13 protein-coding genes and 2 pseudogenes are annotated in these 16,125 nt (G+C 65.2%); 9 read left to right on the top strand and 6 right to left on the bottom strand.

The genetic code is table 11. The annotated features are described in order from the left end of the window. Positions 1-8 precede the first annotated feature (8 nt). Positions 9-308, bottom strand: coding sequence for a hypothetical protein (locus tag HNP00_RS17565; protein WP_184741015.1), 300 nt, complete (start codon positions 306-308; stop codon positions 9-11). 179 nt (positions 309-487) lie between these two features. On the opposite strand from HNP00_RS17565, the gene HNP00_RS17560 reads away from it, so the two are divergent. Further along, a complete protein-coding gene (locus tag HNP00_RS17560; protein ID WP_184741014.1) occupies positions 488-2,641 on the top strand; it encodes an acyl-CoA dehydrogenase in 2,154 nt (717 codons plus the stop codon). A gap of 196 nt (positions 2,642-2,837) precedes the next feature. Here HNP00_RS17560 and HNP00_RS17555 read toward each other — a convergent pair whose 3' ends face one another. Then, positions 2,838-4,058 carry a CaiB/BaiF CoA-transferase family protein gene (locus HNP00_RS17555; protein WP_184741013.1) on the bottom strand — a complete coding sequence of 407 codons (1,221 nt, stop codon included), beginning with the start codon at positions 4,056-4,058 and terminating at the stop codon, positions 2,838-2,840. A 267-nt stretch (positions 4,059-4,325) separates the two neighbouring features. On the opposite strand from HNP00_RS17555, the gene HNP00_RS17550 reads away from it, so the two are divergent. Then, on the top strand, positions 4,326-4,736 hold the full coding sequence (locus tag HNP00_RS17550; protein ID WP_221451610.1) for a Zn-ribbon domain-containing OB-fold protein: 411 nt from the start codon (positions 4,326-4,328) through the stop codon (positions 4,734-4,736). Next, positions 4,733-5,878 carry a thiolase family protein gene (locus tag HNP00_RS17545; RefSeq protein WP_184741011.1) on the top strand — a complete coding sequence of 382 codons (1,146 nt, stop codon included), beginning with the start codon at positions 4,733-4,735 and terminating at the stop codon, positions 5,876-5,878. The genes HNP00_RS17550 and HNP00_RS17545 overlap by 4 nt, the downstream gene beginning before the upstream one ends. A gap of 143 nt (positions 5,879-6,021) precedes the next feature. On the opposite strand, the gene HNP00_RS17540 is transcribed toward HNP00_RS17545, so the two are convergent. Beyond that, positions 6,022-7,098 carry an enoyl-CoA hydratase/isomerase family protein gene (locus HNP00_RS17540; RefSeq protein WP_184741010.1) on the bottom strand — a complete coding sequence of 359 codons (1,077 nt, stop codon included), beginning with the start codon at positions 7,096-7,098 and terminating at the stop codon, positions 6,022-6,024. A 91-nt stretch (positions 7,099-7,189) separates the two neighbouring features. Between HNP00_RS17540 and HNP00_RS17535 the strand changes: the two genes are divergently transcribed. Beyond that, positions 7,190-8,503, top strand: coding sequence for a CoA transferase (locus HNP00_RS17535; RefSeq protein ID WP_221451609.1), 1,314 nt, complete (start codon positions 7,190-7,192; stop codon positions 8,501-8,503). Then, positions 8,500-9,942 (top strand): amidohydrolase family protein, encoded by a 1,443-nt coding sequence (locus HNP00_RS17530; protein WP_184741009.1) that lies wholly within the window; start codon positions 8,500-8,502, stop codon positions 9,940-9,942. The genes HNP00_RS17535 and HNP00_RS17530 overlap by 4 nt, the downstream gene beginning before the upstream one ends. A gap of 42 nt (positions 9,943-9,984) precedes the next feature. Here the strand turns inward: HNP00_RS17530 and HNP00_RS17525 are convergent, their stop codons facing one another. Next, positions 9,985-10,692, bottom strand: coding sequence for a pyrimidine reductase family protein (locus HNP00_RS17525; protein ID WP_221451608.1), 708 nt, complete (start codon positions 10,690-10,692; stop codon positions 9,985-9,987). Between the two features lie 115 nt (positions 10,693-10,807). Between HNP00_RS17525 and HNP00_RS17520 the strand changes: the two genes are divergently transcribed. After that, positions 10,808-11,482, top strand: coding sequence for a histidine phosphatase family protein (locus HNP00_RS17520; protein WP_184741007.1), 675 nt, complete (start codon positions 10,808-10,810; stop codon positions 11,480-11,482). Between the two features lie 101 nt (positions 11,483-11,583). Here the strand turns inward: HNP00_RS17520 and HNP00_RS17515 are convergent. Further along, positions 11,584-12,869: pseudogene (locus tag HNP00_RS17515) on the bottom strand (aspartate aminotransferase family protein). Between the two features lie 45 nt (positions 12,870-12,914). Continuing rightward, entirely contained in the window at positions 12,915-13,277 is a 363-nt protein-coding gene (locus HNP00_RS17510) for a metal-sulfur cluster assembly factor (protein WP_184741006.1), read from the bottom strand. A gap of 444 nt (positions 13,278-13,721) precedes the next feature. Between HNP00_RS17510 and HNP00_RS17505 the strand changes: the two genes are divergently transcribed. The 3 genes and pseudogenes from HNP00_RS17505 to HNP00_RS17495 form a co-directional block, all read left to right on the top strand. After that, complete coding sequence (locus HNP00_RS17505; protein WP_184741005.1) at positions 13,722-14,330, top strand: TetR/AcrR family transcriptional regulator; 609 nt, start codon at positions 13,722-13,724, stop codon at positions 14,328-14,330. A 365-nt stretch (positions 14,331-14,695) separates the two neighbouring features. Continuing rightward, positions 14,696-14,971 (top strand): annotated as a pseudogene (locus HNP00_RS23685) (GntR family transcriptional regulator); the annotation flags it as partial. 225 nt (positions 14,972-15,196) lie between these two features. After that, positions 15,197-16,125: MmgE/PrpD family protein (locus HNP00_RS17495; RefSeq protein ID WP_184741158.1), on the top strand; the 929-nt coding region annotated here is incomplete at its 3' end.

Raw genomic sequence — 16,125 nt, 5'->3', positions numbered from 1 at the left:
TGTTCCCCTCAATCCGACGCGGGGAGGGCTTTGGCTGCCTTCAGCGACAGCTCCCGCCCGTCGAAGCTCAAGGGACCGGCACCTGGCTTGACCACCAGCACCTCTACACCGGATTCCGTATCGGTATAGCGCTTGCCAACAGGCAGGGTGCTTCCGCCCGCGTCGCCTGATGCGGGCTGCGCCGGGGTTTCCGCAACCATCTGCCCGCCAGCACACAACAGCGCCCCCTCCGCCTCGGTTCCCCGAATCACTACTACCTCGCAGCCGGAAGCGGACGTGCGCAATTGGCTTCCTGTCTTCAACGCCATCGAATTTTCTCCTTATCGAGTCACCGGGAACGCTTAGCACTCTCCACTAAATTGTTTACCGTAAGCCATACAGTACCACTATACTGGGGTTAGCACGACGGTCTTTTGTACCCGTTTTCGGGCCCCGGCGCAGCCGCGCCGACACAAAACACACACTAAATCGGTTCTTAGGAGAACACATGGGTCTGGCGATCAATGAAGAGCACCAGCAGTTGGCTGAGGTAGCCCGGGTCTTCCTGAAGGAAGCAGACGCCCACGGCGTTGTCCGGTGCGCCCTGGACGGAGACCTGTCCGGTTTCGGCCGGCTCTGGTCCGGCATGGCTGAGCAGGGCTGGCAGGGACTGCACCTTCCCGAAGAATACGGCGGCGAGGGGTTCGGCCTCCCTGAAATTGCCATCGTGATCGAAGAACTGGGCCGCACCCTGGCGACCGGGGCGTTCACGGCCACCGCCGTCACCTCGGCGGTCCTCGCTGCCGCGGCTTCCGACGACGTCCGGGCCCGGCACCTGCCCGGCCTGGCCAGCGGCAGCACCGTGGCGTCCTTGGGGCTGGCAGGGTCACTGATCCGGAGCGAGGATTCGTACACCGGATCCACCGGTCCGTTGATCGGCGGACAGTTGGCATCGCTCGGTCTGTTCATTGCCGGCGAGGATGCGGTCCTGGTTCCCTTGGACGCCCCCGGGGTGACTGTCACCCCGGTCCAGTCCTTTGACCCCACCATGGCCATCGCCGAGGCCCGCTTCGAGGAGCTGGCGCCCGCTTCGGTTGCCGTGTTCTCCGGCGGCGCCCATCTCGTCAGGCAGCTGGCCCGCACACTGGCAGCGGCCGAAGCCAGCGGCGCAGCCCGCGCCTCGCTGGACCTGGCGCTGGACTACGCGAAGATCCGCCATCAGTTCGGCCGCGCCATCGGCTCGTTCCAGGCGATCAAGCACCATCTGGCCAATATGCTTGTACAGTCCGAGCTGGCCGTGGCCGCGGTCTGGGATGCGGCACGGACCGGCATAACGGATCCCCAGGCGGATCTGGCCGCTGACGCGGCAGCCGCCGCGGCGTTCAAAGCGCTGGTCTTCAACGCCCAGCAGAGCATGCAGATCCACGGCGGAATCGGCTTTACCTGGGAACACGACAACCACATCTACATGCGCCGCAGCCGCGCCCTCCCCGCGCTGTTCGGCCCCGAGCACGTCGTCAACGACGCCATCTATGACCGCACGGCCACCGGCGAGTACCGCAAGTTCGCCCTGGACTTGCCCGAGGAAGCCGAGGAGTTCCGCGCCTCTTCCCGCGCCTTCCTGGCAACCTACCGTTCGACACCGCAATCCGAGCGCCGTGAACTACTCGCTTCCTCCGGATACCAGGTCCCACACTGGCCGGCCCCCTTCGGCCGCGGCGCGGGTGCGGTCGAGCAGCTCGTCATCGAGGAGGAACTCGTCGACGTCGAACTGCCCAGCCTTGGTATCGGCGGCTGGGTTCTGCTCACGCTGGTGCAGCAGGCCAACCCCGAGCAGATCGAACGATGGATTCCGGCCAGCCTCCGTGGCGAGCACCAGTGGTGCCAGCTGTTCAGTGAGCCCGGCGCCGGTTCGGACGCGGCAGCGGTCAGTACCCGCGGCGTCAAGGTCGAAGGCGGCTGGAAAATCAACGGGCAGAAGGTTTGGACCAGCGGCGCCCAGGACTGCAACCGCGGCCTGGCGACGGTGCGCACAGACCGCGACGCCCCCAAGCACAAGGGCATCACGGCCATGGTGGTGGACATGCATGCCCCCGGCGTCACCGTCCGGCCACTACGCGAAATCACCGGAGAATGCCTCTTCAACGAGGTCTTCTTCGATGACGTGTTCATCCCCGACGCCGATGTAGTCGGCGCCGTCAACGACGGCTGGACGGTGGCCCGGGCGACCTTGGGCAACGAGCGCGTCTCCATCGGCGCCGGCAGCCGGGAGGGCCTGACCGCCCAGTCGCTCATCGACATCCTCGGCAAGGAGAATCTGACCAACGACACCTTCTTCACCCGCCAGGTCAGCGACCTGATCGTGGAGGAGCATGCGATGCGCCTGCTGAACCTCCGCAGCGTGGTCCGGGCCGTCATCAACGCCGGGCCGGGACCCGAAGGCAACCTCAGCAAGCTGTTGTCGGCCGAGCATGCCCAGCGCGTGTCGGAGCTTGCGATCAAGGCAGGCGGTGCGACGGCAATCCTGGGCGGCCACGCGGAGGCCACCTTCGAGTACCTCTTCGACCGCGCGCTGACCATCGCCGGCGGAACCTCGGAGATCACCCGCAACGTGATCGCCGAACGCCTCCTCGGCCTCCCGCGGGATCCCCTGAACAAATAGCAGGAAACAGCGCCAAGGGCAAAGGGACGGCAATCCGAGAAATTGCCGTCCCTTCCTCTGTCTCCCCTTGCTGCGTCTCCGCGTCCGTATCTCCCCCTCCCCCCGCACAGCCCAACCCCTCGGGCGCGGAAAGGGCGCCAATCCTTGGTGGATTGCCGCCCTTTTCCGCTTGGATTAGCGAGGACACCCAGGTCAGTTATAGTACTGCGCCAGACTCCTTGGCTGCAGCTATTTCTTCGCGGCCCAGACCGAGTTCGAGCAAGAGCTCTTCGGTGTGCTGACCGTGTCCGGGTGCCCGGCCGACGGGTTCCGCCGATTCGCCGAACTGGATTGGCGGGGCGACCAGCCGGTATTCCTTGCCGTGGGAATCGGCAGAGCCGACCAGGTAGCTGTTGGCCGTGGCCTGCGGATCGAAGAGCACTTCCTGGGGGGACGCGATAACGGACCACACGCCGGGCTCATCCTTGAGCGCCTCGGTCCAGTGGTCCACGTTCTCCGCAGCGAACGTCTCTTGCAGCAGCTTGATCGCTTCGTCGCCGTTGGCCACGAGGTTCTGTGCCGGCGTGAACCGCTCGTCCACGGCCAGGTCGATGCGGCCGATCCGGACGCAGAAGCCGGCCCAGAACTTATCCGGCTGCAGGAAGACCAGCTGGATCCAGCGGTTGTCCTTGGTCTTATACGCGTTAACGACCGGGTTCATGGACTTGCCTGGTCCGGCCTTCGGGATCCGGTCGATGTCGAAGAATTCGGCCGCGACGATGTCCGGGGCCATGGTCCACATACCTTGGGCCAGCAGGGACACATCCACGGTGGTCGCCTCGCCCGTACGTTCCCGGTTGTACAGAGCTCCGAGCACGCCGCCGGCGAGGGTCAGGCCGCTGGGCAGGTCGCCGAAGGCCGGTCCCTGGCTCATCGGAAATTCGCTGTCGGCCGCGGTCATCGCGTAGGAGAAACCGCTTCGGGCCAGGTAGCTGGCCGCGTCGAAGCCGCCCTTGTCGCGGTCCGGGCCGCGCGTGCCCTGGCCGGTGCCGCGGGCAATAATGATGTTCGGGTTGATGGCGCGGACTTGCTCGAGGTTGAGGTTGGCTCGTTCCAGCGGACCGGGCAGCCAGTTGGTCAGGAAGACGTCGGCGGTCTTGAGCAGCTTGACCAGCAGGTCGTAGCCCACCTCGGACTTCACGTCCAGTGCCACGCTGCGTTTGCCGCGGTTGCCGATCTCCAGCATGTAGTCCGCATCGACCTTGGCCTTGTCCTTGCTCAGGCCGGATACGACCAGGTAGCGGCCCGGATCTCCGCCGCGGGTATCTTCGACTTTGATGACGTCGGCACCCCAGTCCGCGAGCGCGGCGCCTGCTGCCGGCACGAATGTCCAGGAACTCAGTTCAACAACCCTGATACCGTCAAGGATCCTTGTCATGTCAACCTCTCACTTCTGCTCCGCACCTCGCGGACGTTGGACTCCGTCTTCGGGGCCCGCCTATACCGTAACCCTTACTGTGACACTTACGCTAGTGGGCGGCAAGGCAGGAGTTTCCGGCCGCGGCACGGTCGGCACGACCTTCCAAAAAGGCTTCCCGTATGGTAAACAGTATAAGAAAGCCGAAGCTCGACGAGGACTCGGGGTTCCCTGAAAACTACGTGCGACCGCCTGGTCGCACACAAAGGGGTGACGATGGAAAAACCTATGCCAGTACCCGACCGCTATAGCGCGTTCTACTGGGGGCATGCCGCCGAAGGCAAACTCGCAATCCAGGGGTTTGAGGGCAGCGACCATGTTCAATACCCACCCAATGCCGTCGCGGAGACACCGGACGTAGACGGCGCCCCGATTCCCGTCGTCGCCGCCGGGACCGGCGTCCTGTACGCCTACACCGTACTGCACCAGGCGTTTCACCCGGCCTGGGCCGATTCGCTTCCGTACGTCATCGGACTGACCGAGCTCACGGACCACCCTGGCATCCGTATTCTGACCAACATTGTCGAGGTCGACCGCGCCAAACTGCGATCCGGCATGCCGGTGGAAGTCACCTTTGAAGACCGCGGGACCATGCGGCTGCCGCAGTTCCGCCCCGTAGAAACTGGAGACCGCGCATGAGCGCCGGACGTGCAACCGCCATTGTCGGAGTGGGCTACTCGCCCATCTACCGCGAAAAGGGAATCGACAGCCGTCCGCTCGCCTCCCAGGCGGCCAAGGATGCCATTGCCGACGCCGGCCTAACCGCCACCGAAATCGACGGCATCTTCGAGTACCCGGGTCTGCCGAACGAAATCTCGATCACCATGCAGCGCATGCTCGGGATCAAGAACCTGGCCTCCTTCGGCGACTACGCCAGCTCCGGTCCGTCCGGCATGGCGGCGGCCCTGGGCGCCCACATGGCGGTCGCCTCCGGCGCTTGCGACGTGGCTCTTGTCTACCGCTCCATCAGCCGGGAATGGGGCCAGCAGAGCGGCCAGGTGCACTTCCCGCCCGCCGAAGGGCCCTCGCAGTACCAGTTGCCCTACGGCGTGGCCGGGGCGGTCATCCCGGTCATGGGCATGAAGAAGCAGCGGCGTTTCGCCGAGCTCGGCGGCAGCGAAGAGGACTATGGCCACATCTCGGTCAACGCCCGCAAGTGGTCCGCGCTGAACGAGCGTGCGGCGCTGCGCGATCCAATCACCATGGACGACTACCTCTCCTCCCGGTTTGTGGCCGAACCACTGCGCCTGCTCGACTGCGACTACCCGATCACGGGTGCCTGCGCAATCATCATTACGACCGCGGAGCGCGCCGCCGGACTGAAGCAGAAGCCGGTGCTGATCGATTCGACATCGCTGGGGACCGGGTCCAGGCCCGACTGGACCTTCACCGACGATTTCATCTTCGGTGGCACCCGGGAGGCTAGCGACCTGCTGTGGAAGCGCTCTTCGGTGACCCCCGCCGACGTCGACGTGGCGCAGCTCTATGACGGCTTCACGCATATCGCCATCTCCTGGGTGGAAGCCCTGGGCCTATGCGGTATCGGAGAGTTCGGCGACTGGGTCGACGGCGGAAAAACCATCGGCCCGGGCGGCTCCATGCCGATGAACACCACCGGCGGCCAGCTGGCCGAGGGCCGTATGCACGGCCTGAGCTTCGTGGCCGAGGCCGTACTGCAGCTCCGCGGCCAGGCCGGCGCCCGCCAGGTGCCGGACGCGAACGTGTCCGTCGTTGCCAACGCCCACGGCCCGCAGTGCGGCGCCATGGTTCTCACTACCTAGCCACACGCCACAGTCTCCCGCCGCCGGAATGTGACCCTACCGGCGGCGGGCACCAATCCCGCACCATGACGAGCGCCCGGCCGAAGCCTTCCGGCCGGGCGCTCGTCATGTCCGGCAGAGGGATCCGCGGAGAGCCACCGGCCTCAGGGCCTGCTTTCAATTCCGTCGATCAAACCCCACAGCAGTGCCGTCGGCGCGTCCAATGTCATGCCGGTCGCGCACAGGTAAAACGTCCGCCAACGGCCGATACGCCGCGGAAGGCTCGTCGCACCCCCAGCCGCGGGAATCAGCCCCATCCCCACTTCCGGCAGCCGGAAAAGTGTGCCCGGATCGGCTATCACGCGCCCGGCCAGTGCGGGAATTTCAATTCCCGCACCTACGCAGTGTCCATGCAGACGGACCTCCGTCCGCCCTGCCAGCAAGTGCATAAGGCGACCGGCACCACCACGGGTCCGGATCAGATGCGCCGTTGCCGGATCCGGCGTTGTGCCGAACTCGGCCAGGTCCCCTCCGGCGCAGAATGACGGCCCGTTCCCATCCAGCAGCACATGGTGTACCGAAGGATCTGCCACTGCCACCTCCAGCGCGGCCACCAGCGCATCCCTGACGTCGGCCCCGTAGGCATTGCGCCGTTCTGGCCGGTTCAATGTCAGTGCCAGGCGGTCGCCCTCACGCCGTATCAGGACGGCGTCATGGGCAGCCGGCTGCGGCGGTTTCTGCGGGCCGCGGTTCTCGAGCCAGCGCCGGAATTCCGGGCCGCCTAAAAGTGTAGAGTACGCCAGCGATTCAACATCCAGCGCTGCCGGTACTGACAGGGTTTCGGATGCCCTCAACGTCTGGCCAAGGATCATGGCTGCCTGCGGGTTCGCCCGCACGCCCGCACAAAGTGACTGCAACGCATCCTCGGGGTCCACCGCCGGGACGACGGCCCGCGGTACGGCGGCTGCGTCCCTCATCGCTGGGACACCAGCCGGCCCGATTGTGGCATCCAATGACTGCAGCAGCTCCTGCAGGCCTGGCGAGGGCACGCCTGTTCGTCTTCCTGGCATGATGCCCACCAGCAGCCGGCTGCCGGCACGGGCCTTCGCTGCGGCCGCGGCCAGCACCGCTTCCTCAGCGGCCGGGTCGACGCGGACCACGACGAGCGGGGAATCCAACTCCCCGCCTTCCGAAAACAGCGGGTGGCCGGCCGCTCCGCTGGCGAGATCTTCAACAGTCATCCAGCTCGAATCAACAGCCACCACCGTGCAACACCATCCACTGTTTGAGATACCGTATGAGCAATTAGTGACATAGCGTAACATCAACTCCGTGCCCACCAGCGACTCCCGAAACGCCGCCGCCAGCGACACGGCCCCGCCGAACGCGAGCAGGGATTGGGCCGAAAGCGGTGTCATGGCCCTCACCGGACACCGCAACGGTCCCCCGGTGCTGCCACCCGGAAGGGCTGCAACTCTGGCACGGAAACTATCCACCCGCATCGCTGCGGCCAGCGCGTTGGGTGGACTTCCCGTCCTCCTGGACGGGGCACGGCTGCTCTCCGAACGGGCGGCATTCACCGGCCGCGGCAGGGCCGGGCGGATCTCTCCCGGCGGCGCCAGCAGGCTGCTCCCGGCCGCGGACGGGTGGGCCGCGGTCTCCTGCGCCCGTCCCGATGATCCGCTCTTGCTCGGAGCGCTGGTCGGCCGGGACCTCGGCGCAGATCCGTGGCCCGAGGTCACTGAGTGGGTGCTTCGGCACCCGGTCCGCGAGCTTGCCGTGCGGGCTGAGCTCCTCGGGCTCGCCGCCAGCCCTGTGACGTTTCCGACCGCGCCCGCGCCCTTCCAGCCGTGGTTCGACCATCCCGTGCGGCCGGTCTCCGGCCTGCTCGTGGTGGATTTCAGCGCCCTATGGGCCGGGCCCCTGTGTGCCCACATTCTGGGCCTCGCAGGCGCGCGTGTGATCAAAGTAGAGACCCCTCAACGCCCGGACGGTGCGCGGCGGGGAAACGCCGGCTTCTACCGGCTCCTTCACGCAGGCCACGCCTCGGTGGTGCTGGATCCGGGTACTGCCGAGGGCCGCCGTGCGATGGCCGCGCTGGTGGAGCAGGCAGACATTGTCATCGAAGCCTCCAGGCCACGGGCTTTGGCGGGATTTGGCCTCGATGCCGCAGCGGCCGTGGCGGCAGGCTGCACCTGGATCTCCATCACGGCGCATGGGCGGGGATCTGACCGGGTGGGGTTCGGCGACGATGTTGCGGCAGGCAGCGGACTCGTGGCGGCTGACGGGGACGGGCTGCCCCTTTTTGTTGGCGATGCACTGGCGGATCCCCTCACAGGACTCGCCGCCGCAGCATTGGCCATGTCAGAGCCTGCGGCCGGGGGCGGAATCCTCTGGGACCTCCCGATGTCCCGCGTGGTGGCAGCAACCCTGCCGGCTGCCTCTGCAACAGGATCTCCAGCCGGGTCTGCCACTGCCGGCTCTGCCAGTGCCACCCTGGACGCTGCCGGTCGCTGGCAGTTGCGTGCGGGTTCCGATTCGTACCGCGTTCAGAGTCCGCAGCCCCGCAGTCCCACCGGCGACGCATCCGCCAGCGGTGCGGACACCGGATCAGTGCTGCGGAGGCTCGGAATCCGCATCCCATGACCGGCCTGCTCATCCGCAACGTTCTCGTCGACGGTTTCCACGGCCAAGGACAACCCAGCGATGTCCGGGTTGACGACGGAGTAGTGAGCGAGATGGGTACAGGACTGGCCGCGGCGGGTTCCGTGATCGTCGTCGACGGCCGCGGCGGCGCGTTGTTACCGGGCCTCTGTGACCATCACCTCCATCTGCACGCCATGGCCGCCGCCGCCTCTTCGGTGCCGTGCGGTCCGCCTCAGGTCGCCGACGCCGGTGGACTGAGGAAGGCGTTGGCCACGGCTGCCGGGAATGAATACGGCTGGGTGCGCGGCACCGGCTATTTTGAATCGGTCGCGGGTGACCTGGACGCCGCCGCCATCGACAGGCTGCATGATGCCAGGCCGGTGCGTATCCAGCACCGCAGCGGCGCCCTCTGGATGCTCAATACGGCAGCGGCCGCAGCAGTCGGGTTGGACGCCGGGGAGCACCCGGGGATTGAGCGGGACACCAGCGGCGGTGCCACCGGCCGGCTTTGGCGAGCCGACGAATGGCTGCGATCCCGCCTGCCTGCCGCGGCCCCGCCATCCCTGGGCGGCATCGGGACGACCCTATCCAGCTTGGGCATCACTTCTGTCACCGACGCGACGCCGGAGCTCTCCGCGTCCTCCGCCGCCGCCATCGCGGCGGACATGGCCGCCGGCAGGCTGCCGCAGCGGGTCCAGTTACTGGGAACGCCGCTGTCCGCCTCCACCCCCGGCGCGAGCGCACCCGGGCCAGGACGGCAGCCAACCACCGGGCCTTACAAGGTTGTCATTGCGGATTCCCAGCTTCCTGCGCTGGATGACCTTGCCGCACTTATTGCCCGCGCGCACGCTGCCGGCCGGCCGGTCGCCGTGCACTGCGTCAGCCGCGTGGCCCTATTCCTCCTGCTTGCCGCCCTGGACGCAGCAGCCGTCATGCCCGGGGACCGGCTGGAACATGCCGCCGTGGTGCCGGCCTCGACCATAGAGCCTCTGCGGCGGCGCGGACTCCGCGTGGTGACCCAGCCGGGCTTCATCGCTTGGCGCGGGGATGATTATCAGCGGCTGATGGAGCCTGAAGAGCTTCCGGATCTCTACCGTTTCCGGACCCTGCTGGCAGGAGGTGTGCGCGTGGGGCTCTCCAGCGATGCACCCTACGGGCCACTGGATCCGTGGGCTGTCATGCAGGCTTCAATGGACCGCCTGCCGCCGGGCGGCGGCCAGTCACTGGGGCCCCAGGAGCGGGTTACCGGGGTTGAAGCGCTGGCCGGCTATCTTTCCGGACCGGCGGATCCGGGCGGAGCCCCGCGGCAGATCCGGCCCGGCGGTGCCGCGGATCTGGTCCTGCTTCATTGTTCGAAACGGGAGTTGCTTGCCGGGCCGGATGCGGCCATGGTGCGGATGACCGTCATCGCCGGAGAACCTGTCTTCGGACAGTACTAAGGCGGCTGATGCTCAGGTCCCGCCCCTCGACCAGCGCCGGCGTCAGCGGCTGCGCATATAGCGGAGCATCAACATGTCCCCGGCGGTGAGGACATGGGCCAGCCGCATGGCGTGCAGTCCGTGTTCTGAACCTGCGGTGATCCGCCCGGCTCCTCCCCCGGCGAGGACCGGCGATAGGGTCAGGCACAGCTCGTCCACGGCATCGGCCGCCGCGAGGGAGCCGAACAATCGCGGGCCGCCTTCTGTGAGCACCTGGGTCAGGCCCCGGCGGTTGAGGACTGTCCACATCCCAGCCACATCCAGGCTGTGCTCACCGCAAATCTCGACATCGGCTACCGCAGCCAGCTCCGCAGGGGCTCCCTGGTGGAAGCGGCCGTGCGTGAAAACCAAAGGACGGACCGGGGCCCGGCTGAAGACTTCCGAACTGTGATCCAGCTCCAGCCGGGCAGAAACGATCGCAAGCACCGGCTGCGGCGCCAGGCCCTGTTCCACTCGCCAGGCCACCGCGTCGTCATCAAGGATCAGCGGACCGTAGTCTTCCGTCCGCAACGTCCCTGCCCCGACCAGGACCACGTCGCTGAGCATCCGGAGGGTGTCGAAGACCTGTTTGTCAGCGGCGTTGTTCAGCGGACCGCTGAGGCCGGCGAAGCTGGCAGCTCCATCCACACTGGCGATGAAATTGGCCCGCAGGTGGGGGGTCTCGCGCTCATTTACGCTGTAGCGGCGGATCAATTCAGAACGGTCGAACATGTGGCCCTTTCTCGATGCCATCACGCTACACGCGGAACCTGATTACCCACCACCGAACCTCCTACTGCGAGAATGGAGTCAAGACATGGTTTCCGGCGGAAGGTCAGAAGTTCAAATGTCACACGTTCAAAGATCCCCGGGCCTGCGGAGACTTGTCCTTTGGCGGCACGGTCAGACCGACTGGAACATCCAGGACCGCGCCCAGGGACATGCGGACATCACCCTCAATGAAACCGGCAGATTGCAGGCGAGGGAGGCTGCGTCTTTGCTGGCAAGCTATGCACCCGCGTTCGTCTGGTCCAGCGACCTCGTACGGGCACGCCATACGGCGATGGAGCTGCTGGCCCTTACCGGAAATTCGCTCGTACTCGATCGCCGGCTGCGGGAGTACGACGTCGGCATTCGGCAGGGCAAGACCCTGGAGGAATTCCGGAGCGCACATCCCGATTTGCATCAGCGGTTTTTCGCCGGGGACGACTTCCGGATGCCCGGTGCGGAGCTGCCCTCGGAGGTCAGCGCCCGCATGGCCTCGGTGATGCGGGACGCCGTTGCCGCCCTGGGCGAAGGAGAAACAGCTGTCCTGGTGGGCCACGGCGCTTCCCTCGCAAGCGGTCTGCTGGCATTCTTCGATGCCCCGGCCCATCTGCGTGAGATGTTCGCGGGAATGGCGAACTGCGCCTGGACCGTACTGGAGGAAAACCCAGAGCGAGGCTGGCAGATTGTCCACTTCAACTCACAGACATTGTCAAACTCCTCGGCTGCATTGTCCGCCGACCGGCCCTTGGGATAGGAACAGGCTGCAAAACAAACCCGCGCCGGCGGTTCCCGTTCGGCGCTGCGTGCGATGACCGCTGCAGCCATGACCGCGTGCAGGGTGTCCCTTCGGACAACCTACACGGTGTGCCCATCCGCAATGTCCAGGACTTTATCCAGAATATCCAGGCCCTGCTGTGCCTCCGCCGCGGAGATGTTGCACGGGGGGACCACATGGATCCGGTTGAAGTTGGAGAACGGCAACAGGCCCCTGGCCTTGCATTCGGCGACCAGTTTGTCCATGAGCGAGCTGGAGCTTCCGTATGGCGCAATCGGTTCCTTGGTCAAACGATTCTTGACCAGCTCAATGGCCCAGAAGACGCCAATACCGCGGACCTCACCTACCGATCTGTGATGATCAGCGAAACCCCGCAGGGCGGGCCCAATGACAGACTCACCGATGGCCGCCGCGTTCTCCACCATTCCCTCGTCCCGCATGGTGTTGATCGTGGCGACCGCTGCCGCCGCCGCCAAGGGGTGCCCGGAGTACGTCAGACCGCCGGGGTATGCCCTTTTACTAAAGGTTGCAGAGATCTCCGGTGAGATGGCGACGCCGCCCAACGGCACATAGCCGGAGTTGACTCCCTTGGCAAAAGTCAATAAGTCCGGCACTACGTTGGAATGCTCGACGGCGAACCATTTTCCACTGCGCCCGAAGCCCGACATGACCTCGTCGGCGATTAAAACGATGCCGTGCCTGGTGGCCAGTTCGCGCACACCGGCCAAGTATCCGGGTGGGGGGATCATGATGCCGGCAGTTCCGGGGATGGACTCAAGAACTATGGCCGCGATATTGTCTGAACCTTCAAAAGCGATCAGCTGCTCGAGATGCTCCAGCGCACGGTCGGATTCCTCCCTCTCGGTAACAGCGTGGAATGCCGTCCGGTAAAGGAACCTCCGTGGTAGGACCTGAACGCGGACAAGATCTTGTGACGTCCCGTGTGAAGCCGTGCCATCCGCACGGCATGCTCGACCGCGTCGGCCCCACCATTGGTGAACAAGATTTTATTGAGATCGCCGGGCGTGACTCCGGCGATCAGCCTGGCTGCCTCGGACCGCGCATCATTGACGTATTCCGGCGCGATGGTGCACAGTTTTGCGGCCTGATCCTGAATCGCTTGCACTACATGCGGGTGCTGATGCCCGATGTTGGTATTGACGAGCTGTGACGAAAAATCAAGGAGCCGGTTCCCCCCGCCGTCCCAGACATATGATCCCTGCGCCGCGGTTATGGTCATCGGCGTGAGGAGATCTTGCGCTGCCCAGCCATGGAAAACATGCCGGCGGTCCAGCTCATAGGCGTGTCCTGCCCCGCGCAGGCTCGCTTCGCTGAGGGGCAGGGCTTCTGCCGCGGGAGAAGTCATGGTCATTTCCTTCTGATGCGTCCCTTCGGGCCTGGGCAGGCGCTGCTACGTCGCGCGAGACGGCGCGCGCATCTGGTTGCGGCCGTCGTGGGTGATCCGATCAGGACCCCACGGAGGCATCCACACCCAGTTCAGCCGCCACTCGCTGACAATCCCTGCGAGGGCTTGTGCGGTCTCCTCCTCGATGACGTCGGTGAGTTCGCACGCCGCCGTGGTGAGCGTCATGTCGATGAGCAGCGTTCCGTCCTCACAAAAGCGCAGGCCATAGATCAGCCCCAAGTCGACGACGTTGGCGCCGAGTCCGGGATCCACCACATGCTTGAGCGCCTCTTCGACGTCCACCAGGCTGGCCCGGACAGGGTCCACGGCACCCACGATGTTTGACGCGGTCGTACCGGTATCGTTCATGATTCCCCCGAAGCTTGGGACTCGGCAGATTTCCAAATAATCATTGCGCCATACGCGGCGCCTGACGGCATTACACATCACCAACAGACTGAAAGGCCGGTACGGACGCCGGAGCAATTGCCGACGTTGTGATGCATCTTATAGTAGATCAAACAGTAGCACTTACTGGCAACCCATTAGTAACCGTTCGGCCCGTTGCCATTTGGGCCCCCAGTCACGCGCAGCGGGATGGTGGGACCCGCCCGGTTCAACCCCAAGCCGCCCTTCAGCTTCACCCGCCAAGGGAAGGCCCGGCGCCGGCGTCACCGCCAGGCCAGCACGTGGTCATGTCCCGCTGAAGGGGTGGCAGTTTCTGTCACAAGCTGCTAGATTTGCGCGTGAGCTACACCACACCGATGTGGAAGGGCGGTTTACTGCCAGTAGCAAGTGCCGAGAGGAACAGGGTTGAACATTCAGACAGCCCCCGCAGTCCAATTCCTGCCAGCCATCCGGGCGCAGACCGTACTTCAGGTCTCGACTTCGGTCATGGAGCTATTCCTTCACAGCAGGGACACGGCCTTCACTGTCAAGGAACTTGCCGCCCACGCCGGCATCTCTGAGCGCTCGTTCTATCGGTACTTCCCTCGGAAAGAAGACGCCGTCAAGCCCTTCCTGACAGCCGGCGTTGAAATGCTGGTGCAGGCAGTATCCGAGCGGCCGGTCGACGAACCCTTCGAAACGTCGCTGGCGATGGCCTGGGATGGTTCCTGGTCCGCAGACAATATTGAGCGCGTGCAGGTTCTGCATCGAGTCCTGGGCAAAACAGACCGATTTCGGTCCGTTTGGATGGACGTGATTACCGAAACTGAAGCCAGGTGGACTCAGGTAGTTGCTCAGCGCTTGGGCATTGAGCCATCATCGCGCCAGGCGGCCCTCGCCGGGGCAGCCATCGTCGCCGTCCTACGGCTTTCGACAGAAACCTTTGGCGATGCCGAACCCGATGAGGACCCAGCCACGATCCTCGCCGCCAATCTCGACCTCCTGGGCAACCGGCTCTTTACCGTCCGCCGCTAGAGATACGAGGCAGCCGGGCCTTTGGGCTTGGAACCTCCTTTTCAAAAGTTGACGGAGGTGGCCTGGCGCTTTTGGCAGACCGTTGACAGAAGTACCGGCAATCGACGTCTCCAAGGTCGGCTGACGTTGCGACATAGAGCGCCGAGCGGCATGAAGCTGTTGCAATTTTTCTCAGAATGGGGCCCTGGTCCTACGTCTTTCCACCCAGCCGCCAAAGCACACTGAAGGCCGTGAAACGCCGTTAGGTCGACGTGACGCAACCTCAGCTTCGCCCTATCGACGGCCCAACTTGTAGCGCAATGTATACATAGCACCACACTTTCTTCGTAAACTAGAGCCATCTTGAAGGAAATCGCAATACGTGTATACACTCAGGGCATGGGCACTCAGGGTGGAGGCCACGTCAAAGCCAGCGACCGGCCTATCAATGGCTTAGCGAAGACATCCCGGAGTGGCGGCCCAAGCCCGGGCCCGTGCTCGCAGAGGTGGACCAGACTGAACGCCTAGGCTTCTCCCGGACTCCTCTGGGGGAAGCGCGCAGACGGCTGAGCAACGAAGGTCTGACCACCGGTCAGGAAGGCCGCGGCGTTGTCGTTTCAGAAGTTTCGCTGGATGACATCACCGAGATGTTCGAATTGCGCCTGCCCCTGAGTGCACCGCAACCGTCCCCGCGGCACGCCTCGGAAACGCTCGGCCGGAAACGCGCAACGATTGCAAGCACCGTCGCCAGCGGTGACGGCACCTTGACCCAAGCAGCCACGACCATTCTTCTGCACAACAGCCTCGAGAAGCCGGGCCGATTGTCGCGCTCGCAGGATTCGACCCGAGAACCCGACGCTTCAGAGGACCCCGTGAAAGGACAACCCATGACAGTCATCCATAAGGTCCGCGTCTACAAGAGCGAAGAAAACCTTGCCCGTGCGGAGCAGCTGGCGCACAAGATCGCCACGGTCGCCGCCGACCCCGTCGACGTGACGCCCGAAGTCACGGACATGATCATCAACCGGATCATCGACAATGCCTCCGTCGCCATTGCCTCGCTGAACCGGGCCCCGATCATCGCGGCCCGGGTCCAGGCCCTGACCCACGCCCCGACCACCAACGGCAAGGGCTCCTCCGTCTTCGGAATCAGCGACAAGGTCTCCCCCGAATGGGCAGCCTGGGCCAACGGCGTCGCAGTGCGGGAACTCGACTACCACGACACCTTCCTGGCCGCGGACTACTCCCACCCCGGCGACAACATCCCGCCGATCCTCGCCGTGGCCCAGCACACCGGTGCCAGCGGCAAGGACCTGATCCGCGGCATCGCCACCGGATACGAGATCCAGGTGAACCTGGTCAAGGCCATCTGCCTGCACCAGCACAAGATCGACCACGTCGCCCACCTCGGCCCCTCCGCCGCCGCCGGCATCGGCACCCTCCTGGGCCTGGACGTCGAAACGATCTTCCAGTCCGTCGGCCAGGCCCTGCACACCACCACCGCCACGCGCCAGTCCCGCAAGGGCGAAATCTCCACCTGGAAGGCCCACGCCCCCGCGTTCGCCGGCAAGATGGCCGTCGAAGCCGCGGACCGTGCCATGCGCGGGCAGACCTCCCCCGTGCCCATCTACGAAGGCGAAGACGGCGTCATCGCCTGGATGCTGGATGGCCCGGACGCCTCCTACGAAGTACCCCTGCCCGAAGCCGGGGAAGCCAAGCGAGCCATCCTGGACACCTACACCAAGGAACACTCCGCCGAATACCAGGCCCAGGCCTGGATCGACCTCGCCCGCAAACTCCACAAGGAACACCCCGA

Origin of the sequence: Arthrobacter sp. AZCC_0090 (assembly GCF_014207375.1) — a bacterium.
Classification (GTDB): domain Bacteria; phylum Actinomycetota; class Actinomycetes; order Actinomycetales; family Micrococcaceae; genus Arthrobacter.
This window is presented reverse-complemented; position numbering and strand designations above follow the sequence as displayed.